The organism is Variovorax fucosicus (assembly GCF_030316825.1).
In the GTDB taxonomy this organism is placed as follows: domain Bacteria; phylum Pseudomonadota; class Gammaproteobacteria; order Burkholderiales; family Burkholderiaceae_C; genus Variovorax; species Variovorax fucosicus.
In genome coordinates this window covers 204,329-224,985 of record NZ_JASZYU010000004.1, presented here as the reverse complement: position 1 = coordinate 224,985, position 20,657 = coordinate 204,329, and the positions used below count along the sequence as shown (strand labels likewise).

At 66.7% G+C, this 20,657-nt stretch carries 20 protein-coding genes; 1 reads left to right on the top strand and 19 read right to left on the bottom strand.

From position 1 onward, the window contains the following. Nucleotides 1-63: 63 nt before the first annotated feature. The 19 genes from QTI05_RS23205 to QTI05_RS23115 form a co-directional block, all read right to left on the bottom strand. Nucleotides 64-1,395 carry an adenylosuccinate synthase gene (locus QTI05_RS23205; protein ID WP_286543026.1) on the bottom strand — a complete coding sequence of 444 codons (1,332 nt, stop codon included), beginning with the start codon at nucleotides 1,393-1,395 and terminating at the stop codon, nucleotides 64-66. Nucleotides 1,396-1,420: 25 nt separating this feature from the next. Continuing rightward, nucleotides 1,421-2,572 (bottom strand): ATP phosphoribosyltransferase regulatory subunit, encoded by a 1,152-nt coding sequence (locus QTI05_RS23200; RefSeq protein ID WP_286543025.1) that lies wholly within the window; start codon nucleotides 2,570-2,572, stop codon nucleotides 1,421-1,423. 77 nt (nucleotides 2,573-2,649) lie between these two features. Next, nucleotides 2,650-2,838 (bottom strand): DUF2065 domain-containing protein, encoded by a 189-nt coding sequence (locus QTI05_RS23195; RefSeq protein WP_286543024.1) that lies wholly within the window; start codon nucleotides 2,836-2,838, stop codon nucleotides 2,650-2,652. 12 nt (nucleotides 2,839-2,850) lie between these two features. Beyond that, nucleotides 2,851-3,765, bottom strand: coding sequence for a protease modulator HflC (gene hflC, locus QTI05_RS23190; RefSeq protein WP_286543023.1), 915 nt, complete (start codon nucleotides 3,763-3,765; stop codon nucleotides 2,851-2,853). A 14-nt stretch (nucleotides 3,766-3,779) separates the two neighbouring features. Further along, on the bottom strand, nucleotides 3,780-5,144 hold the full coding sequence (gene hflK, locus QTI05_RS23185; RefSeq protein ID WP_286619765.1) for an FtsH protease activity modulator HflK: 1,365 nt from the start codon (nucleotides 5,142-5,144) through the stop codon (nucleotides 3,780-3,782). A gap of 78 nt (nucleotides 5,145-5,222) precedes the next feature. Continuing rightward, nucleotides 5,223-6,404 carry a GTPase HflX gene (gene hflX / locus QTI05_RS23180; RefSeq protein ID WP_286619763.1) on the bottom strand — a complete coding sequence of 394 codons (1,182 nt, stop codon included), beginning with the start codon at nucleotides 6,402-6,404 and terminating at the stop codon, nucleotides 5,223-5,225. A 59-nt stretch (nucleotides 6,405-6,463) separates the two neighbouring features. Further along, entirely contained in the window at nucleotides 6,464-6,709 is a 246-nt protein-coding gene (gene hfq / locus QTI05_RS23175) for an RNA chaperone Hfq (protein ID WP_162566896.1), read from the bottom strand. A gap of 154 nt (nucleotides 6,710-6,863) precedes the next feature. Continuing rightward, nucleotides 6,864-8,213 carry a ribosome biogenesis GTPase Der gene (gene der, locus QTI05_RS23170; RefSeq protein ID WP_286619761.1) on the bottom strand — a complete coding sequence of 450 codons (1,350 nt, stop codon included), beginning with the start codon at nucleotides 8,211-8,213 and terminating at the stop codon, nucleotides 6,864-6,866. Nucleotides 8,214-8,232: 19 nt separating this feature from the next. Continuing rightward, nucleotides 8,233-9,375: an outer membrane protein assembly factor BamB gene (gene bamB, locus QTI05_RS23165; protein WP_286619759.1), complete on the bottom strand. Its 1,143-nt coding sequence runs from the start codon at nucleotides 9,373-9,375 to the stop codon at nucleotides 8,233-8,235. Nucleotides 9,376-9,382: 7 nt separating this feature from the next. Further along, nucleotides 9,383-10,078, bottom strand: coding sequence for a YfgM family protein (locus QTI05_RS23160; RefSeq protein ID WP_286543017.1), 696 nt, complete (start codon nucleotides 10,076-10,078; stop codon nucleotides 9,383-9,385). 6 nt (nucleotides 10,079-10,084) lie between these two features. Next, nucleotides 10,085-11,437, bottom strand: a complete 1,353-nt coding sequence (gene hisS / locus QTI05_RS23155) for a histidine--tRNA ligase (RefSeq protein ID WP_286543016.1) — start codon at nucleotides 11,435-11,437, stop codon at nucleotides 10,085-10,087. A gap of 13 nt (nucleotides 11,438-11,450) precedes the next feature. Continuing rightward, nucleotides 11,451-12,728, bottom strand: a complete 1,278-nt coding sequence (gene ispG, locus QTI05_RS23150; RefSeq protein ID WP_444812961.1) for a flavodoxin-dependent (E)-4-hydroxy-3-methylbut-2-enyl-diphosphate synthase — start codon at nucleotides 12,726-12,728, stop codon at nucleotides 11,451-11,453. Between the two features lie 5 nt (nucleotides 12,729-12,733). Then, nucleotides 12,734-13,591, bottom strand: coding sequence for a helix-turn-helix domain-containing protein (locus QTI05_RS23145; protein WP_286619755.1), 858 nt, complete (start codon nucleotides 13,589-13,591; stop codon nucleotides 12,734-12,736). Nucleotides 13,592-13,652: 61 nt separating this feature from the next. Next, nucleotides 13,653-14,474 (bottom strand): type IV pilus biogenesis/stability protein PilW, encoded by an 822-nt coding sequence (pilW, locus tag QTI05_RS23140; RefSeq protein WP_286543012.1) that lies wholly within the window; start codon nucleotides 14,472-14,474, stop codon nucleotides 13,653-13,655. Between the two features lie 4 nt (nucleotides 14,475-14,478). Then, nucleotides 14,479-15,651 carry a dual-specificity RNA methyltransferase RlmN gene (gene rlmN / locus QTI05_RS23135; RefSeq protein WP_286543011.1) on the bottom strand — a complete coding sequence of 391 codons (1,173 nt, stop codon included), beginning with the start codon at nucleotides 15,649-15,651 and terminating at the stop codon, nucleotides 14,479-14,481. A 21-nt stretch (nucleotides 15,652-15,672) separates the two neighbouring features. Then, nucleotides 15,673-16,098, bottom strand: a complete 426-nt coding sequence (gene ndk, locus QTI05_RS23130) for a nucleoside-diphosphate kinase (RefSeq protein ID WP_286543010.1) — start codon at nucleotides 16,096-16,098, stop codon at nucleotides 15,673-15,675. A gap of 149 nt (nucleotides 16,099-16,247) precedes the next feature. Then, nucleotides 16,248-17,915: a pseudouridine synthase gene (locus QTI05_RS23125; protein WP_286543009.1), complete on the bottom strand. Its 1,668-nt coding sequence runs from the start codon at nucleotides 17,913-17,915 to the stop codon at nucleotides 16,248-16,250. Beyond that, nucleotides 17,912-18,664, bottom strand: a complete 753-nt coding sequence (gene scpB, locus QTI05_RS23120) for an SMC-Scp complex subunit ScpB (RefSeq protein WP_286543007.1) — start codon at nucleotides 18,662-18,664, stop codon at nucleotides 17,912-17,914. Before scpB ends, QTI05_RS23125 begins: the two co-directional genes overlap by 4 nt. A 134-nt stretch (nucleotides 18,665-18,798) precedes the next feature. Next, a complete protein-coding gene (locus QTI05_RS23115; RefSeq protein ID WP_444812954.1) occupies nucleotides 18,799-19,827 on the bottom strand; it encodes an RluA family pseudouridine synthase in 1,029 nt (342 codons plus the stop codon). A gap of 14 nt (nucleotides 19,828-19,841) precedes the next feature. Between QTI05_RS23115 and QTI05_RS23110 the strand changes: the two genes are divergently transcribed. Then, nucleotides 19,842-20,651, top strand: coding sequence for an outer membrane protein assembly factor BamD (locus QTI05_RS23110; RefSeq protein WP_286619754.1), 810 nt, complete (start codon nucleotides 19,842-19,844; stop codon nucleotides 20,649-20,651). Nucleotides 20,652-20,657: the final 6 nt, after the last annotated feature.

Genomic DNA, 20,657 nt, shown 5'->3' with positions numbered 1-20,657 from the left:
CGCTGGTGTTGCCCCCGGAAGGGGGTTGGCGGCCACACGAAGTGGGCAAGCCTGGGGGAGAGGCTAGTCCGCAAGGTACGGGTGGCGCATCATGATCGTGTGATCGCGATCCGGGCTGGTCGACACCATGTGGATCGGCACGCCCGTGACCTGCTCGATGCGCTGTAGATAGAGCCGCGCGTTGACCGGCAGCTTGTCGTATTGCGTAACGCCGACCGTGCTTTCGGTCCAGCCCTCGAGCGTTTCGTAGATCGGCGTGCAACGCTCGATTTCGTCGGCGCCCATCGGCAGGATGTCGGTGATCTCGCCATCGAGTTCGTACCCGGTGCAAAGCTCGAGCTTTTCGAGGCCGTCGAGCACGTCGAGCTTGGTGATGCACAGGCCCGAGAGTCCATTGACCTGCGCCGAGCGCTTGAGCAGCGCCGCGTCGAACCAGCCGCAACGGCGGCTGCGGCCGGTGGTCACGCCCTTCTCGGCGCCCACGGTGCTCATGTGATAGCCGGGCGTGCCGGGCTCTTCCCAGTCGAGCTCGGTCGGGAACGGGCCACCGCCGACGCGCGTGCAATAGGCCTTGGTGATGCCCAGGATGTAGTGCAGCATGCCCGGGCCCACGCCCGCACCGGCGGCCGCATTGCCGGCCACGCAGTTGCTGGACGTGACATACGGGTAGGTGCCGTGGTCGACGTCGAGCAGCGTGCCCTGCGCGCCTTCGAACAGCAGGTTGGCGCCGTTGCGGTGCGCGTCGTTGAGCTCGCGCGACACGTCGGCCATCATCGGCTTGAGCAGTTCGGCATGGCGCATGGCTTCTTCGAACACCATGTCGAAGTCGATGGCCGGGGCGCTCAGCACCTGCGTCAGCACGTGGTTGTGCAGGTCGAGCAGCACCCGCAGCTTGGTAGCGAAGCGCTCCGGGTGCTTCAGATCCTGCACGCGCAGCGCGCGGCGCGCGATCTTGTCTTCGTAGGCCGGGCCGATGCCGCGGCCGGTGGTGCCGATCTTCTCGACCCCGCCCTTCTCGCGGTAGTTCTCGCGCGCGATGTCGAGCGCGGCGTGGAACGGCAGGATCAGCGGGCAGGCCTCGCTGATGCGCAGGCGCGAACGCACCTCGACGCCCGCCTTCTCGAGCCCCTCGATTTCTTCGAACAGCTTGCCGGCCGACAGCACCACGCCATTGCCGATGTAGCACTTGACGCCGGGACGCATGATGCCGCTGGGGATCAGATGCAGCGCGGTCTTCACGCCGTTGATGACGAGCGTGTGGCCCGCGTTGTGGCCGCCCTGGAAGCGCACCACGCCCTGGGCGCTTTCGGTCAGCCAGTCGACCAGTTTGCCCTTGCCCTCGTCGCCCCACTGGGTGCCGACGACGACCACGTTTCTTCCGGTGGTAACGCTCATGTCTACTCGCTTCTCAAACAGAAATTCAGATGGCTTTGACGGTCCATTGACCGGCACGCTCGACGAGCTCGCGGTCGCAATGGAACTCGTCGATCTCGCTGTCATGGCCGGGCAGCACGCAGACCACGGTTTCGCCCTGCCGGCGCAGCGACGCGATCGCGTCGCGCAGGCCGGCGGCATCACTCCAGGGCGCACGCACCGCGGCGCGCAGGGGCCGGGCCGGCAGCACTTCGACCAGCTCGCGCAGATCCAGGCTGAAGCCGACGGCCGGCCGGTTGCGGCCGAACACGGCGCCGACTTCGTCGTAGCGGCCGCCGCGCACCAGTGCATCGGCCGCGCCTTCGACGTAAATGCCGAAGCGCATGCCGCTGTAGTAGGCATAGCCGCGCAGATCGGACAGGTCGAAGCTCACGTTGGCGCCGCGCAGGCGGGTGGCGAGCTGGCGCAGGTCGTTCAGCGCCTCGCGCACGGCAGGCGATCCCTTGAGCGCCTTTTCAGCCTCGGCGAGCACCGCCGCATCGCCATAGAGCTGAACCAGCGCCAGCAGGCCTTCGCGTGCGGCCACGGGGAAGTCCCGCGTCAACGCACGCAGTTCGCTGCTGTCCTTGGTGGCAAGCGCCGCATGGACGCGCGCCAGCGCCGGGGCGTCGACAGGCACGTCGGCGAGCAGCGAACGCACGATGCGGGCGTCGGCCAGGTCGACCAGCACCCCCTCGCCCACACCCGCGGCGCGCAAGCAGTCGAGCGCCAGCAGCAGGGTTTCGGTATCGGCCTCGAGGCCGGCGTGGCCGTAGATTTCTGCGCCGAACTGCAGCGGTTCGCGCGTGGCGTGTGGTCGGTCCGGCCGGGTGTGGATCACCGGGCCGCAATAGCAGAGCCGGGCCACGCCGCGCCGGTTCAGCAGGTGCGCGTCGATACGTGCCACCTGCGGCGTGGTGTCGGCGCGCAGGCCCATCGTCCGGCCCGAGAGCTGGTCGACCAGTTTGAAAGTTTGAAGGTCGAGCGCCTCGCCGGTGCCAGAAAGCAGCGATTCAAGGTGCTCGAGCATCGGCGGCATCACCAGCTCGTAGCCATAGCCACGGGCGGTGTCGAGCAGCTGACGGCGAAGTTCTTCGATGTGGCGCGCCTCTGAAGGCAGCACATCGGCAATGTGATCCGGGAGGACCCAAGCGGACATGGGAAAAGGAGGCGTGGGTTAAATGCGGATTCTACCGGGTGCCCCGAGGCCCCCGACCGCGGTCCGCACCCGGACGGCTAGTTCGCCAGCCAGAGCAGCGCCAGGCCGAGCAGGAGGCTGCAGAGCCCGAAGAAGCGCAGTTGCCCGTCGCGCAACTGCAGCAACTGCAGGAAGCCCTTGCGCCAGCTGCCCGGCGAGAGGAACGGCATGGCGCCTTCGATCACCAGCACCAGGGCCAGTGCGCTCCAGAAAACCTCGGAGCTCATCGCCGCGGCCTGCTAACGGCGGCTGGGCGGCGCCACCGAATTCACCGTGTTCGACCCGGAACCGCGCATGGCGCGGAAGAAGTCGGACGACGGGTCGAGCACCATCACGTCGCTCTTCTTGTTGAAGCTCTGCTTGTAGGCATCGAGGCTGCGATAGAACTGCGCGAATTGCGGATCCTTACCGAACGCCTCGGCATACGCGGTGGCGGCCTGTGCATCGCCTTCACCCTTGATCTTCTGCGCGTCGCGGTAGGCGTTGGCCACCGTCACTTCGCGTTGACGGTCGGCATCGGCGCGGATCTTTTCGCCTTCGGCAAAGCCGGTCGAGCGCAATTCGTTGGCGACGCGCTTGCGTTCCGCCTCCATGCGGCGGTACACCGATTCGGTGATGGCTTCCACATAGTCGACCCGCGTGATGCGCACGTCGACCACGTCCACGCCCCAGGGCTTCGCCCCCTTGACGACCGAAAGCACCTCGCGCTGCACATCGGCCATGAGCTTCTCGCGGCTGGCCGAGATCAGGTCACGCACCGTGTACTTGTTGATGTTTTCCTGGAACGCATTGCGCACCACGCGGTTGAGCTGCATCGCGCCGGCACTCTCGTCGAGGCCGACATTGCGGATGTACTCAGACGGGTTGCTGATGCGCCAGCGCACGTACCAGTCGATCACGACGCGCTGCTTCTCGGCGGTGAGCATCGGCTCGGTGTCGAGGCTCGACAGCATCAGCAGGCGCTTGTCGATGTACGAGACGTTCTGGAACGGGGGCGGCATCTTGAAATTGAGGCCGGGCTCGGTGATCACTTCCTTGATCTGGCCGAGTTGGTAGACCACGCCGAACTGGCGCTGGTCGACCACGAAAAGCGTGGAGCTCAGCAGCGCAAGCGCCACCAGGAACGACGTTGCGATGAATCCGATTCTGTTCATGTCTTGTTCTCCGCTTAGCGACCGTCGCGGTCACGTGAGCGGCCGTCGCGGGCACGCGTATCGCCACTGGATGCCGGGGCCACCGGAATCACCGAAGACTGGGCGGGCGCCGTGCCCGCCACGTTCGGGCTCGCCGCATCGCTGGGCGTGGGGCCCGCGCCCTGGCCGCTCATCTGCATCAGCTTGTCGAGCGGCAGGTAGAGCAGGTTCGAGCCCTGCTTCGAATCGACCAGCACCTTGGTGGTGCTCGCGTAGATCTGCTGCATCGCGTCGGTGTACATGCGGTCGCGCGTCACTTGCGGCGCCTTCTGGTATTCGGTCAGCACCTGGCTGAAGCGGCCGGCGTCACCCTGTGCCTGCGCCACGATCCGGGCCTTGTAGGCTTCCGATTCTTCCTTGAGCCGCGAGGCAGTGCCGGTCGCCTTCGGGATCACGTCGTTGGCATAGGCCTGGGCTTCGTTCTTGGCGCGCTCGCGTTCCTGGCCGGCCTTGAGCACGTCGTCGAAGGCAGCCTGCACCTGCTCGGGCGGACGCACGCCACCTTGCTGCAGATTGATGCCGACCACCTCGACGCCGACCTTGTAGCGATCCAGGATGGTCTGCATCAGCGCACGCACGCGCGGCGCGATCTGGTCGCGCTCGTCGGCCAGCGCCTTGTCCATCTTCATCTTGCCAACGACTTCGCGCACAGCCGTTTCGGCCACCTGCACGATCGCGTCGGCCGGACTCTTGCTCTCGAACAGGTAGGCACGCGCATCGCTCAGGCGGTATTGCACGGCGAACTTGATTTCGACGATGTTCTCGTCCTCGGTCAGCATGGCGGATTCGCGCAGGCCGGTCGAGCGCACGATGCTGTCACGGCCCACGTCGGTGGAACGGATCTGCGTGACGACCACGAGTTCGTGGCGCTGGATCGGGTAAGGCAGGCGCCAGTTGAAGCCCGCGCCGACCGTGGTCTTGTAGCGGCCGAATTGCGTGATGACGGCCTGCTGGCCTTCGTTCACGATGAAGAATCCGGTGCCGAGCCAGATCAGCACTGCAACGCCGGCCACCAGGCTGAGGCCGAAGCCCGCGTTTTTCATGTCGGGCTGGAAGCCACCGCCGTTGCCGCCGGTGGGGCGATTGTTGTTGTCGCCGCCGCGTCCGCCGCCGAACAGGCCGCCGAGCTTGCGGTTGAAATCGCGCCAGAGTTCATCGAGATCGGGCGGGCCCTGGTTCGGGCCCTGGCCGCGCGGACGATTCGGTTGCGGCGGGGGTGACGGGGGCGGCGGCGGCACAGCCGGCGGCTCGCCATCGGGCCGATTGCCAGCCGGGCGTTGTTCACCATTGGTCGACGTGTCGTCGCCCCGGCCCCATCGGCCGTCGTTCAGGTTGAACATGCCCTGAAACCGTCTCCACACTGGCATTGCATTCATTCGTTTGGCTTCTTCTCTCGTCAGTGGCGGGATTGTGCCCAATCAAGGGGCTGCGTCGTGCAATTCAGCGTCGGCCTCTAAGGTCATGGCCGGGCCGACGGAGCCGGAACGCAAAGCCAGTTCGGCCCGCAGCGCCGGCACGCCCTCGCCCGTATGGGCACTGAGGAAAATGCGCGGCACCTGGACACCCTCGACTTCGATCTCGTCTTGCAGATGCAGCGGATGTTGCGCGCTTTCAAGGGCATCGAGCTTGTTGAACACCAGAAGTTGCGGCACGGTGTCGGCACCGATCTCGGCCAGCACGCGCTGAACTTCGGCCATCTGCTCAGGATGGTTCGGGTTCGAGGCATCGACCACGTGCAGCAGGAGGTCGGCATCGACCGCCTCTTGCAGCGTGGCCTTGAAGGCGTCGACCAGTCCGTGTGGCAGATCGCGAATGAACCCCACCGTGTCGGAAATGGAAACCTGCCGCCGCCCGCCTTCTGCGGTCGTGCCGAGGTACAGGTTGCGGGTGGTGGTATCGAGCGTGGCGAACAGCTGGTCCGCTGCATAGGCGCGCGCCTTCACCAGCGCATTGAACAGCGAGGACTTGCCGGCATTGGTGTAGCCGACCAGCGAAATGTTGAAGGTCGCGCGCCGCTCGCGCTGGCGGCGTTGCGTGCCGCGCTGCTTTTGCACCTTGACGAGCCGTTCGCGCGTTCGTTTGATCGACTCGCTGATCATGCGGCGGTCAAGCTCGATCTGCTTTTCGCCCGGGCCGCCGCGCACGCCTGCACCGCCGGTCTGGCGCTCCAGATGCGACCAGCGCCGCACGAGGCGCGTACTGAGGTATTGCAGCCGCGCAAGCTCGACCTGCAGCTTGCCTTCGTGCGAGCGCGCACGCTGGGCGAAGATTTCGAGGATCAGGAACGTCCGGTCGTACACCGCAACGTCGAGCTGGCGCTCGAGGTTGCGCTGCTGGGCCGGGCTCAGGGTCTGGTCGAAGATCACCTCGCTCGCGCGATGGAGCTCAGCCAGTTCCTTGATCTCGTCGGCCTTGCCGCTGCCCACGAACAGGGCCGCGTCGGGCGCCTTGCGTTTGCACACGATGCGAGCCACCGGCTGCAGTCCCGCGGTCTGCGCGAGCAGGCCGAGTTCCTCCAGTTCGCTGTCGAAATGAGGCAACCCGAAGTCAACGCCGACGAGAACGGCGGCGCCTTCCTGTTGTGAAGTCAGCTCAGACAAACGGATGCGTACCGATCAAGGAAAGGCGCGACGGGCAATGCCGCCGCGCTGCGTACCGCTCAAGCAGCCGCGTCGTCGCTCTCGGCAGCCGAGAAGTTGACCGCGCGGCCCGGAACGATGGTGGAAATCGCATGCTTGTAGACCATCTGGGTGACGGTGTTACGCAGCAGAACGACGTACTGATCGAAAGACTCGATCTGACCCTGCAGCTTGATACCGTTCACCAGATAGATGGAAACCGGCACATGCTCCCGACGCAAAGTGTTCAGGAACGGGTCTTGCAAAAGTTGCCCTTTGTTGCTCACGATATTCTCCGTGTTCAAGGAAGAGTTATAGGAAAGGTGACCTTAACACAGGGTTTCCGCGCTGCAGCAAGCGCGGCAATGGCCCTGAAAAAATAACGTCTCTTATTCGCCGGAACTTTGTACCGAGCAATGGTTCAACTGCCGTCTTCCGGCGTCAACCCTTCTGGCCGGGTTTGTCAGCGTAGGGGTTGGTGGAGGTCTTGAACTCGATGCGCATGGGCGTTCCCACCAGTTCGAACTCCTTGCGGAACCGTGCCTCGAGAAAGCGCTTGTACGCGTCGGTCACGTGTTCCAGCGAGTTGCCGTGGATCACGATCACCGGCGGATTCATGCCGCCCTGGTGCGCATAGCGCATCTTGGGCCGGAACATGCCGGCGCGCTGCGGCGACTGGAATTGCACGGCTTCGAGCAGCAGGCGCGTGAGCACCGGGGTCGACATCTTGCGCGTGGCCGACTTGTGGGCCTGCGCGATCGATTGCCACACGGGCCCGAGCCCCTGCCGCTTGATCGCCGAAATGAAATGCAGCGCCGCGAACTTCAGGAACGGCAGCCGGGTTTCAATCTGGCGCTGGATCTGCTCGCGCTGGTAGCTGTCGACCGCATCCCATTTGTTAATGGCGATCACCACGGCGCGGCCCGATTCGAGAATGTAGCCCGCGATGTGGGCGTCCTGATCGGTCACGCCCTGGGTGGCGTCGAGCAGCAGCAGCACCACGTTCGAGGACTCGATGGCCTGCAGCGTTTTCACCACCGAGAACTTCTCGATCGCTTCGAACACCCGTCCTTTGCGACGCAGCCCGGCGGTGTCGATGAGTTCGAAGCGCTGGCCCATACGCTCGAACGGCACGGTGATCGCATCGCGCGTCGTGCCCGGCAGGTCGAAGGCGACGAGACGCTCTTCGCCAAGCCAGGTGTTGATCAGCGTCGACTTGCCGACGTTCGGACGCCCGGCCACGGCCAGCTTGATCGGCTTGGCCTCGCCGTCGTCTTCGTCGTCCTCAGGCTCGGGCAGGTTCAGCGGATCGAGCGCCAGGTCGACCAGGTCGCGAATGCCCTGCCCGTGCGCCGCCGACACGCCATGCACGTCGCCCAGGCCCAGTTCGTAGAAGTCGACCAGCCGGGTGCCGTCCTGCATACCCTCGGCCTTGTTGGCCACCAGCACAGTCGGCTTGCCGAGCCGACGCAGCTCCTTGGCAATGTCATGGTCCTGCGCCGAAATGCCTTCGCGCGCATCGACCACGAACACCACCACGTCGGCCTCGGCCACGGCCTGGCGCGTCTGCTTGGCCATCTCCTTGAAGATGCCACTGCCGGCATCGGGCTCGAAGCCACCGGTGTCGATCACGATGAACTCGCGCTTGCCCTGGTGGCCGTTGCCATAGTGGCGGTCGCGCGTGAGCCCGGCGAAGTCGGCGACGATGGCGTCGCGGGTCTGGGTCAGTCGGTTGAACAGCGTCGATTTGCCGACGTTGGGGCGCCCGACCAGAGCGATGACTGGCTTCATGGTCGGTCTTTCAAGGCGGTTATTCCGGGCGATAGCCGAACACGCCGCCATTGCGGGTGACGACCACGACCGTGTTGGCAGCCAGCACCGGCGCCGCGGCGATGGCCGAACCGTCGACGCTGAGGCGATTGAGCGGCGCGCCGTCTTCGCGCGAGACGAAGTGCAGCAAGCCGCTGCTGTCGCCGAAGATGACCGAGCGTCCTGCGGCGAGCGGCGCAGTCAGCTCGCGGTACTTGAGGCGATCCGTTTGCCAGGCGCGCTCGCCGTCGGCACGGCGCCAAGCCGTGAGGTTGCCGTCGGATTCGGTGCCGAACAGGAGTCGATCGTCGCCGCCGACGCCTTCGGCGCTGACCGCCGGCTTGCTCCAGACCAGCGCGCCGCGCGCGGTGTCGACGCAGCCGACGGTGGCGTAGTAGGCGCGCGCGCAGACGCTGTCGCCCACGCGGCTCACGCTGCCGGTCAGATCGACCAGGCGCTCGACGTCGTTGGTGCCACGCGGCGCCGCGATCGGCGACTCCCAGCGCGACGAGCCGTTGGCCGGATTGATGCCGACCAGGCGGCCACCGATGCCGGTGACCAGCGTGTCACCCACCGCGATCAGCACGCCCGGCTTCTTCAGCACGAGGTTCTCGGCACTGCGCTGCTGAACCCAGAGGCGGCGACCGCTCTGGCCGTCGAACGCGCTGGTGGTGCGGTCGGCTGTCTGCACGAACACGCGGCGGCCGGCCACCAGCGGTGCGGTGAAGGTCTCGGCCGTGAGCTGCTGCTTCCAGAGCACCTTGCCGCCCTGCAGCGCGACGAGTTCGTTCCTGTTGGTGACCACGGCGGCGATGGAGCCATCGCTGCCGACACCGGCCGAAAGCGGAGCGCCGGCGCTGGCGCGCCAGCTCTCGGCACCGGTGCGCGCATCGATCGCGACCACCGTGCCATCGGCACCGGCCACCGTGACCGTGTCGCCGCTGACGTTGGTCTGGAGGCCGAAACTGACCGCCGGCACCTTCACGTTCCAGGCCTGGCGCACGCCGAGCAGCGCCACGTTGGCCGGCAACTCAGCCGGCTTCGGCTTGCTGGGGCTCGAACAAGCGACCAGTGTTGCTGTCAGAACAATGGCAGCTCCCGCCCGGAGGACGGGCGCTGCAGGCACAAAACGCTTGAAATTCATGGTGCGATCAGGGTTGTTTGGGGGCTGCAGGCGCCGCGGCACTGTTTGCAGGCTTCAGGGTTTGCGGGTCGACGCCGACCGCGTTGAGCTTGATCTCCACCAGGCGGCGGTAATCGGTGCGTGGCTCGAACGCCGACCAGGCTTTCTGGTATTCGGCCCGCGCTTCGTCGCGCTTGCCCTGCGCCAGGTAGATGTCGCCCTTGCGGTCGGCCACCAGCGGCTCGAATTCCTTGGGGAAGCCGCCGCCGAGCTGCTTCAACGCGTCGTCGTAGGCCTTGCTGTCGAGCAGCTCGGCTGCAAGCCGCAGGCGGGCGATCGCCTGGTAGCCCGGATCGATCGCCTTGTCGGCGACCCAGGTCAGCGCAGCGCGTGAGCCGTCTGCGTTGCCCTTGTCGTGCAACGCCTTCGCGGCCAGCAGGCCGGCCTGCTGCGCATAGATCGTGGTGCCGAAGCGCTCCTTCATTTCACCGAAGGTGCGATCGACCAGGGCCGGGTCGCCGGCTTCCACGTTGCGCTCGAGCGTGTCGTAGAGCGCGGCGGCCTGGGCCGCCTTGCTGCGCTGGTAGTACTGCCAGCCGTTCCAGCCGGCAAAGGCGAGTGCCGCCACCATCAACACCGAGGTGATCAGGGTGCCCCAGGTGTTCCAGAAATGCTTGATCTGGTCGAGCTGTTCCTGTTCTTGGAGATCGAGAGGTGTTGCCATGCGCTGTCAGTTGATTGTTGGGGCCCCGGAAACTTGGGAGCGGCCCGGTGTTTCCTGGGGAGCCGGGGATTGTAGGGTGGCGGCCCAGTGGGCCACCTCGGTGAGCGGGCGGGCCACCTGGGCACCGCCGCCGCCACGCAGCGACTTGACCGTGACCTCGCCACGGGCGAGTTCGTCGGTGCCGAAGATCAGCGCAAAACGCGCACCGCTGGCGTCGGCCTTCTTGAACTGCGACTTGAAGCTGGCGAGGCCTTCGGCCGTCGCCGCATGCATCTGCACGCTGATGCCGGTCGCGCGCAGCTGCTGCAGCGTGCGCAGCACTTGCGGCATGGCTGCGGCATCGGACACCACGGCATAGGCGTCGGGGCTCGCCGCCGGAATCTTCGCGCCCTGCTCTTCCAGCAGTGCGAGTACGCGCTCGACGCCGAGCGCCCAGCCGACCGCCGGCGCCGGCTTGCCGCCCATCTGCACGATCAGGTCGTCGTAGCGGCCGCCCGCGCACACCGTGCCCTGAGCGCCGAGCCGATCGGTCACGAACTCGAACACGCTGAGGTTGTAGTAATCCAGGCCGCGAACAAGGCGCGGATTGATGGTGTAGGCGACACCGTTGGCGTCGAGGATGGCCTTGAGCCCCTCGAAGTGCGCAAGCGATTCGGCACCCAGAAAGTCGATGAGTCTCGGTGCCGACTCGACCACGTCCTTCATGGCCGGGTTCTTGGTGTCCAGGATGCGCAGCGGGTTGCTGTGCAGGCGGCGCTTGCCGTCTTCGTCTAGCTTGTCGGCATGCTGCTCGAAATGCGCGATGAGCTCCGCGCGGTGCCGCGCACGCTCGGCCGGCTGGCCCAGGCTGTTGAGTTCGAGGCGCACGTCGACCAGGCCGATCTCCTTCCACAGCGCGGCGGCCAGCAGGATCAGTTCGGCATCGACATCCGGCCCGGCAAAGCCGAGCGCCTCGGCGCCGATCTGGTGGAACTGGCGATAGCGGCCGCGCTGCGGCTTCTCGCGCCGGAACATGGGGCCGGTGTACCAAAGGCGCCTGGGGCCGTCGTACAACAGGTTGTGCTCGACCACCGCACGCACGAGGCCGGCGGTGTTTTCGGGCCGCATGGCCAGATGCTCCGCCTGCCCGTGTTTGTCGGAGCGGTCTTCGAACGCGTACATCTCCTTCTCGACGATGTCGGTCACCTCGCCGATGCCGCGCACGAACAGTGCCGTGTGCTCCAGGATCGGCGTGCGGACGTTGCGGTACGCGTAGCGCCCCATCAGCTCGCGCACGATGGCCTCGAGCCACTCCCAGCGCGCCGATTCGGGCGGCAATATGTCGTTCATGCCTTTGACGGCATTCAGTTTGTCGGCCATGGATACGGGGATGTCAGGCGACGACGGCGTGCTCGCCGCCGAAGCGCTTTTCGATGTAGGTTTCGACCAGCTGGTGGAATTCGTTCGCGATGTTGTCGCCGCGCAGGGTCAGCGCCTTCTCGCCGTCGATGAAAACGGGCGCGGCAGGTGCCTCGCCGGTGCCCGGCAGGCTGATGCCGATGTCGGCGTGCTTGCTCTCGCCGGGGCCATTGACGATGCAGCCCATCACGGCCACCTTCAGCGTTTCGACGCCGGGGTATTTCTTGCGCCACAGCGGCATCTGCAGGCGCAGATAGTCGTCGATCTGCTTGGCCAGTTCCTGGAAAGTGGTGCTCGTGGTGCGGCCGCAGCCCGGGCAGGCCGTGACGCTCGGCACGAACACGCGCAGGCCCAGCGCCTGCAGGATCTCGTTGGCGATCAGCACTTCCTGCGTGCGCGACTCGCCCGGCTGCGGCGTGAGCGACACGCGAATCGTGTCGCCGATGCCCTCCTGCAGCAGGATCGACAACGCCGTGGCCGAGGCCACCGTGCCCTTGGTTCCCATGCCGGCTTCGGTCAGGCCCAGGTGCAGCGTGTAGTCGCAACGCTTCGCCAGTTCGCGGTAGACCGAAATCAGGTCCTGCACACCGCTGACCTTGCAGCTCAGGATGATCTGGTTGCCGTTCATGCCCATCGACTCGGCCAGCTTCGCGGAATCGATCGCCGACGTGACCAGCGCCTCGTACATCACCGACTTGGCATCCCACGGCTCGGGGCGCTGGCTGTTGATGTCCATCAGGCCCGCGAGCAGTTCCTGGTCGAGACTGCCCCAGTTGACGCCGATGCGCACTGGCTTGTTCCAGCGCATCGCAGCGTCGATCATCTGGCCGAACTGCTTGTCCTTCTTGTCGCCCTTGCCCACGTTGCCGGGGTTGATGCGGTACTTGCTGAGCGCTTCGGCACAGGCCGGATAGTCGGTCAGCAAACGGTGGCCGTTGTAGTGGAAGTCGCCGATCAGCGGCACGTCGATGCCCATGCGGTCGAGCTGTTCGCGGATGTAGGGCACTTGCGCCGCAGCTTCGGGCGTGTTGACCGTGATGCGCACCATCTCGGAGCCGGCAATCGCCAACTCCTTGACCTGGATGGCAGTGCCAATGGCATCGACCGTGTCGGTGTTGGTCATCGACTGCACCCGCACCGGCGCGTCGCCACCGACCGTGACGGTACGCGGGCCCCAGACCACATTGGCCTGGCGCGAGCGACGCGCGCTCGGCGCAGCCGGCTCGATCGGCAGGCAGGGCGTACCGTTCAGCGCATTCACGGTTTGACCTCGAAGCGGGCCACGCCACCGGCCTTGGCCAGCGGCGCGAGGTCGAACGGCTTGCCGCGCACCTGTACGTCGATGCCGGACGCGCGTCCCACCACCACGGCGAGCGGCAGCGTGCCCGCAACACCGACCGTTTCGCCAGCCTGCACGGTGCGGCGCAACACCTGCTTGCCGCCAGGCTCGGTCACGGTGATCCAGGAATCGGCGCGTGCAGTGAACACAAGCACGTTGCCGCCCGGAGTGGCAGCCGTCGGGGCGGTTGCCGCAGGCGCCGGCGCGGCCGCGATGGGTGCTGCAGCAGGCGGCATCGGCTCGACGGCCGGCGCAGGCGGCGTCACCGATTCGACCACGGTGCCGGCCGGCGCCGGGGATGCCGTGTTGGCCGATTCCGTGCTCGCAGCGGGCGACTCGGAGCGGGCCATCCATCGGGAGACCGTGCCACTGAGTTGATCGAACACCGACTGCGGCAGCCAGAAGAGTGCGGCCGCGCCCACCAGCAGCAGGATCACCACGGCCATCAGGGTGCGCGAAGGCAGCGAGCCCCCCGAACTGCGCCCCTGGTGGGGGGCGCCCGAACGAATGTGGGTGCTGATGGTGCGGTCGGCATCGGCCAGCCCGGGGCGCAACGCGCCCGGCAACTTGGCCAGCACCGGCGCCGGATCGATCTTGAGCGCGCGGCAAACGCTGGCGGCCAGTGCGCGCGCGAACACCGGGTCGGGCAGCGCATCGATGTCGTCGTTCTCGAGCGCTTCGAGCTTCTGCGTCGGAACCTTGAGCGCGGCCGCCACCACCGCAACGTGGAGCCCGTGCGCCTCGCGCGCCTGGCGCAGCATGTCGCCTGCCGTCATGAGCGAACTGTCTCCACCAACCAGCGGCACTGCGGCCGAGGCACCAAACTCACTGGCCCGCTCAATCATTGAAGTTTCCGCGCTCGTATGCAATCGCCTCCCGCGACTGGGGGAACCGCCGCTGCAACTGGCTGGCCAGTTGAGCCAGCGCTTCCCGGTTGTTGAGCTTGCGTTCGATCTTGATGCCGAGCCACAGCGTTTCGGCATTCGCCGAGGGGCTGTTGTTGACGCGGCGCACATAGAACTGCGCGCGCGTCCAGTCTTCGCGCTGAACGAGCAGCGCCGCCAGGTTGTAACCGGTCACCGGGTTGCCGGCGTCGATCTCGTAGGCCTTGAGCAGGGTCTTCTCGGCCTCGGCACGCTGGCCTGCGCGGATCTGGCACACACCCTGGGTCATCAAAGTCTTGGCAGTGTCGGCATAGCCCGGGATCGCGAGCGCCTGGCCGAACTGCTGCATCGCGTCGTTGTAGCGGTTCTGCTGGCACAGCAGCCAGCCGTAGTTGTGCATGGTGTTCGGTTCGCGCGGATTGAGCGCGATCGCGCGGCGGAAACTGTCTTCGGCCAGCCCGGCATCGTCGAGCCGCATGTAGATCAGGCCGCGCAGGTTGTAGGCTTCGGCGTAGGTCGGATCGGCGAACAGAGACTGCTTGATTTCGTCGAGCGCCACCGTGGCCTGGCCGGCTTCGAAATAGCCGATCGCGAGTTCGAGGCGGATGCGTGCGCGCTTGCGGCCATTGCCTTCGTCGGAGTCGGTCGCCATTTCGGTGCCATGGCCGGCGGTGCTGGCGACCGGGCCACCCTTGTTCGCGCAGCCGGCCAGCGTCAGCGCTGCAGCCGCGAGAAAGGCGGCACGGATCAGCCAGCGGGGAATAACGTTGCTCATTGCTTCAATGCTCCTGGACATCGGGCGCCGCTGCGGCGCGGCGCGCCGGATGCATGGCCACGGTGTGCTCGGTGAGTCGGCGTTGCGCCATGCGCTCGGCGGCACGCGTGCGATCCTTTACGTCGCCGGCCAGTTGGCCGCACGCTGCATCGATGTCGTCACCGCGCGTCTTGCGCACCGTGGTCACGATGCCGGCTTCGCTCAACGCCTTCGCGAACGCCAGCACGCGCGGCTGCGGCGAGCGCAGCAGGCCGGAGGCGGGAAAGGGGTTGAACGGAATCAGGTTGAACTTGCACGAGACGCCGCCCTGGCCACCGCGCGGCCTTACCAGCTCGATCAGCTGCTGCGCGTGCTCGGGCTGGTCGTTCACGCCATCGAGCATGCAGTACTCGAAGGTGATGAAGTCGCGCGGCGCATGCGCCAGGTAGCGGCGGCAGGCGTCGAGCAGTTCGGCGATCGGGTATTTGCGGTTGAGCGGCACCAGGTCGTCGCGCAGTGCGTCGTTCGGCGCGTGCAGCGAAACCGCCAGTGCCACCGGGCAGTCGGTACCGAGCCGATCCATCATCGGCACCACGCCCGAGGTCGACACCGTGACGCGGCGGCGCGAAAGGCCATAGGCGTTGTCGTCCAGCATGGTGCGCAGCGCCGGCACCAGTGCCGAGTAGTTCTGCAGCGGCTCGCCCATGCCCATCATCACCACGTTGGAGATGACACGTTCGTCGCGTTTCAGGTGCTTGCGCAGGAAATGCTCTGCGAACCAGAGCTGGGCCACGATCTCGCCGGCGGTGAGGTTGCGGCTGAAGCCCTGGTGCCCGGTCGAGCAAAAGCGGCAGCCGACCGCGCAACCAGCTTGCGACGACACGCACAAGGTACCGCGGTCGTCTTCGGGAATGAACACGGCCTCGACCGCATTGCCGTCACCGACGTCGAACAGCCACTTGATGGTGCCATCGGCCGATTCATGCCGGCTCAGCACCGGCAATGCTTCGACCCGCGCGGTGCCGGCGAGCTTTTCGCGCAGCGACTTGGCGAGGTCGGTCATTTGCGCGAAATCGCTCGCGCCGCGCTGGTGGATCCAGCGGAACAGCTGCGTCGCGCGGAATTTTTTCTCGCCGAGTTTTTCGCAGAACGCAGCCAGCCCCTCGAGGTCGAATTCGAGCAGGTTGGCCGTGGTCATGGGGCTTGGCGAGGTCGCGCCTTAACGTTGGTAGACGTTGAGGCCGGCGAAGAAGAAGGCGATCTCGGCCTTGGCGGTTTCGGGCGCGTCCGAGCCGTGCACGGCGTTGGCGTCGATGCTGTCGGCGAAGTCGGCGCGGATGGTGCCGGCGGCAGCCTTCTTGGGATCGGTGGCGCCCATCAGGTCACGGTTCTTGGCAATGGCGTCGTCGCCTTCGAGCACTTGCACGAACACCGGGCCCGAGATCATGAACTCGACCAGATCCTTGAAGAAGGGACGTTCCTTGTGCACAGCGTAGAACTGTTCGGCTTCGCTGCGCGACAGATGCACCAGTTTGCCGGCGACGATCTTGAGACCGGCCGCTTCAAAGCGGGAGACGATCTTGCCGATGACGTTCTTTGCCACTGCGTCGGGCTTGATGATGGAGAGGGTGCGTTCGATGGCCATTGAAAATGCTTCCTGGGAGCTTGGATTTTGAAGTGTTCGATCAAGGTTGCAACGATCGGTTGCACAACCTTGACAAAGCCTCTGATTTTAACCGGCACGGCATGCCGGTTCGGTGACGGAGCAGCGAAAGACCGCTGCCACCACCGGATTCAACGCGGACGGCGCCGCGGACCGCCACCGCCACCACCGCCGGGCGCACCGCCCGGGCCGCCGCGACGCGGACCCTGGCGTTGCTCCTTGCGCTGGCGCGAGAAGCTGTCGGCGCCGATGTAGCCGAGCGAGGTCTTCATCGGATCAGGCTGATTGGCCCCGCCCGGTGGGCCATCGCCACGGTTGTTGTTGTTGTTGCGGCGCGGACCACCCTGCCCCGGCCCGCCGGCGCCGCCGCGGTTGCCCTTCGGGCCGCGGCCGCCGCCCATGGGGTCGGGAATCTGCTGGCCGCGCATGTCGTCGCGCGGGCCGGCGGGGCCCTTGCCGCCCTTGCCTCGCCGGCGCTTGCTGCGGCCTCCCTCGCCCCCAGGGCCGTTGCCGGGGCCGCGCGGCGCCGGGCGCGGGCCGCGCTCTGCACCGCCTGGCCCGCCCGCTGCGGCCTGGAACAGCGAGCGGATGTCGCGCTCGTCGAGCTCCATCCACGCACCCCGCTTGAGCCCGCGCGGCAACACCATGGCGCCATAGCGGATGCGGATCAAACGGCTCACCGCGTGACCCACCGCTTCGAACATGCGCCGCACCTCGCGGTTGCGGCCTTCGGAGATCGTGACGCGGTACCAGCAGTTCGAGCCTTCGCCGCCACCGTCTTCGATGGTGCCGAACTGGGCCATGCCGTCGTCGAGGCGCACGCCCTCCAGCAGCTTCTGGCGCTCTTCCTTGTTGATGGCGCCGAGCACGCGCACCGCGTACTCGCGTTCGAGCCCGAAGCGCGGGTGCATCAGGTTGTTGGCGAGTTCGCCCGAACTCGTGAACAGCAACAGCCCTTCGGTGTTGAGGTCGAGTCGGCCGACCGACTGCCACTTGCCCTGCTGCAGGCGTGGCAGCTTGCGGAACACGGTGGGCCGGTTCTGCGGATCGTCGTGCGTGACGACCTCGCCAGCCGGCTTGTGGTACGCGATCACGCGTGCCGGCGGCGGTGCGATGCGGTAGCGGATCGGCTTGCCGTTGACCTTCACCGAGTCGCCGTACTGGATGCGCTGGCCGATGTGGGCCGGCTCGTTGTTGACAGAGATGCGGCCTTGCAGGATCAGCGCTTCCATCTCGAGCCGCGAGCCGAGCCCCGACTGGGCCAGCACCTTGTGCAGCTTGGGCGAATCGGCTTCGGGCAGCAGCACGCGCTTGAGCGGCGGCACTTCCGGGCTGTCCTCGTCGGCATCGAACTGGCCCGAGACCACGTCGGCAAAACGGATCGGCTGCGGTGGCGGCGCATTGCGCTGCTCGCGCTCGGCGATACGGCGGGCGCGGTCGAGGTCGTCCTCTTCCTCGTCTGGTTCTTCCTCGTCTTCGTCGTAGTCGTCTTCGTCGCGGGCTTGCGCCACCGGCTCCACCCGCTCCGGCACCACGGCTGGCGACGGCGCAGCGGCCTCGACCGGCTCCGGTGGTTCGGCTTCTTGAGCCGATTCGACCGGTGCCTCGGCGGTTTCCTGCACATCAGGCTTGCGGCGACGCGGCCGCCGTTTACGCGGCGCCTCGGCGTCGCCGGCGAGCGCTTCACTCGCTATCGATTCGGTAGCGCCCTCCGCAGGCAAAGCGGGCGCTGGCGCCTCTTTGTCTTCGAGAACGGGCGCGACCGGCAGGTTCACCGCGTCAGGATCGGAGGGGCTCATGATGGTGTTCCGGAAGGGACAGGGGGCAGGTCGGCAGCGGACTCGGGGTCGGGATCGGCTTCAGGGTCGGCAGGTGCTTCGACGGGAGATTCGACGGGTACTTCGGCAGGTTCGGGCATGTGCACATCGGCTGCGGCGTCGGCCGTGGCCTCGACTTCAGGCTCGACGTCCATCGGCAGTGCGGGCGGGCTGTCATCGGCGGCCTGCGCCAGCACATCGAGCAGTGCGCCCTGCTGTGCCGGGGTTTCGATCAGCGGCAACTGGTCGAGCGACGCGAGCCCCAGGTCGTCGAGAAACTGGCGCGTGGTTGCGAACAGTGCCGGGCGCCCGACCGTCTCGCGGTGGCCGATCACCTCGATCCAATTGCGGTCTTCCAGCTGCTTGATGATCAGCGAATTGATCGTGACGCCGCGAATGTCTTCCATGTCGCCGCGCGTCACCGGCTGCCGGTAGGCAATGATCGCCAGCGTTTCCAGCACGGCGCGGGTGTAGCGCGGCGGCTTTTCGGGGTGCAGGCGGTCGAGGTGGTCGCGCAGTTCGGGCCGGCTCTGGAAGCGCCAGCCGCTGCCGACGCTCACCAGTTCGAGCCCGCGCTGTGTCCAGTCTTCCTGCAACTCGACGAGCAGTGACTTGATGGTGTCGGCACCGAGTTCGTCATCGAACAGCACGCGCAGTTCGCGCACCTGCAGCGGCTGGGCCGAACAGATCAAGGCCGTTTCCAGAATGCGCTTGGCATCCGCCGTATTCATGGTTCGCGTTGTCCGGGACAAGGCGCCCGAGGGCGCGCGTTCAGAAGAATTGAAAATTCGGGGGGCGCCGCAGGCACTTGGGGCAGTGCAACGCAAGGCCGGCTCCAGGTGGCCGGCGCGGCCCTCGGGCCGTCTCAGGCGCGATTGTAATCCAGCCCCCAGGCCTGCACCCCGTCGGCCAGGTCGGGCGGCAACTGCGAATGGAAGGTCAACGCCGCTTGCGTGACAGGGTGCACGAACGCCAGCCGGAACGCATGCAACGCCTGGCGCCCGATACCGGCCGCGGGCGCGCCGCCATAGGTCGCATCGCCGACCAGCGGATGGCCGATCGAGGCCATGTGCACCCGGATCTGGTGGGTACGGCCGGTTTCGAGGGTGCACCGCACCACGCAACCGCGATCGTGGCTGTCGAGCCGCTCGATCAGCGTGCGGGCGGGCTTGCCGCCTTGCCGCTCGAGATCGACCACCGCCATGCGCAGCCGGTTGCGGGGGTCGCGCCCGATCGGCGCATCGACCTGGCGCGCCGCCGCGCCCTGCCAGGGCTTGTGGGCGATCGCGAGGTACTGGCGCGTGACCTCGCGCGCCGCAATCAGCGCCACCAGCGCATCCATGGCGGCCCGCGTGCGCGCGACCACCATGAGGCCACTGGTGTCGCGGTCGAGCCGGTGCACGATGCCGGCGCGCGGCAGCATCACCGCCTGGTCATCGAGCGCCAGCAGGCCGTTGAGCAGCGTGCCGCTCCAGTGGCCCGGTGCCGGGTGCACCACCAGCCCGGCAGGTTTGTCGATCACGCGCAGATGGGCATCCTCATGCACCACGCGCAGATCCATCGCCTCGGGCCGGAACGCCTGGCTCTGCGGCGTCGGTTTCAGCTCGATGGTGCCGGCCTCGCCGGCGCGCATGGTGGCCGAAGGCTTGGTGGCAGCACGCCCGCCCTGCAACTGCACGGCGCCGGCCTCGATCAGTTGCTGCAGGTAGCTGCGCGAGAACTCGGGCACCAGCGCCGCCAGCGCCCGATCGAGCCGCTGTCCATGCTGGGCCACGCCGATCGTGAAGGCCCGCGCCTCGCTCGCCTCGACCAGTTCGGCCCCCTCCTCCTGCTCGGCGGCTGCCGCGGCGGCATCCGGATGGTCGGTCGATATAATTGAGGGTAACTGTTTCACGAAAGCTTCATGTGATGTTTCGCGCCAAATTATCGGTTGTCCCCAGCTGGCTCGCGGTTTGCGCCGCAGCGTGGCTGGTGGTCGGCTGCTCGTCGACCAATGTCGACAAAACGGCGAACTGGAGCCCGAACAAGATCTACGCCGAAGCCAAGGACGAGTCCGACTCGGGCGCCTACGACAAGGCCGTTCCGCTGTTCGAAAAGCTCGAAGGCCGCGCCGCCGGCACGCCGCTGGCCCAGCAGGCACAGCTCGACAAGGCATATGCCCAGTTCAAGGCCGGCGAAAAACCCAACGCGCTCGCCACGCTCGACCGCTTCATGAAGCTGCACCCGGCCAGCCCGGCGCTCGACTATGCGCTCTATATGAAGGGCGTGATCAACTTCAACGACGACCTCGGCATCTTCTCGTTCATGACCCGGCAGGATCTGTCGGAGCGCGACCAGAAAGCCGCCAAGGAATCGTTCGAGTCGTTCAAGGAACTGGTCACGCGCTTCCCAGAGTCGCGCTACGCGCCCGATGCGCGCCAGCGCATGAACTACATCGTGAACTCGCTGGCCCAGTACGAAGTCCACGTGGCGCGCTACTACTACACGCGCGGTGCCTACCTGGCCGCAATCAACCGCGCCCAGCTCGCGCTGGCCGACTACCGCGAAGTGCCGGCGCTCGAGGAGGCGCTCTACATCATGGTCAAGTCGTACGACGCGCTCGGGCTCACGCAATTGCGCGACGACGCCCAGCGCGTGCTGACGAGCAACTACCCGAAGAGCGAGTACCTGGCCAAGGGCTTCCGCAGCAAGGACGACCCCTGGTGGAAGTTCTGGTAGCCACGC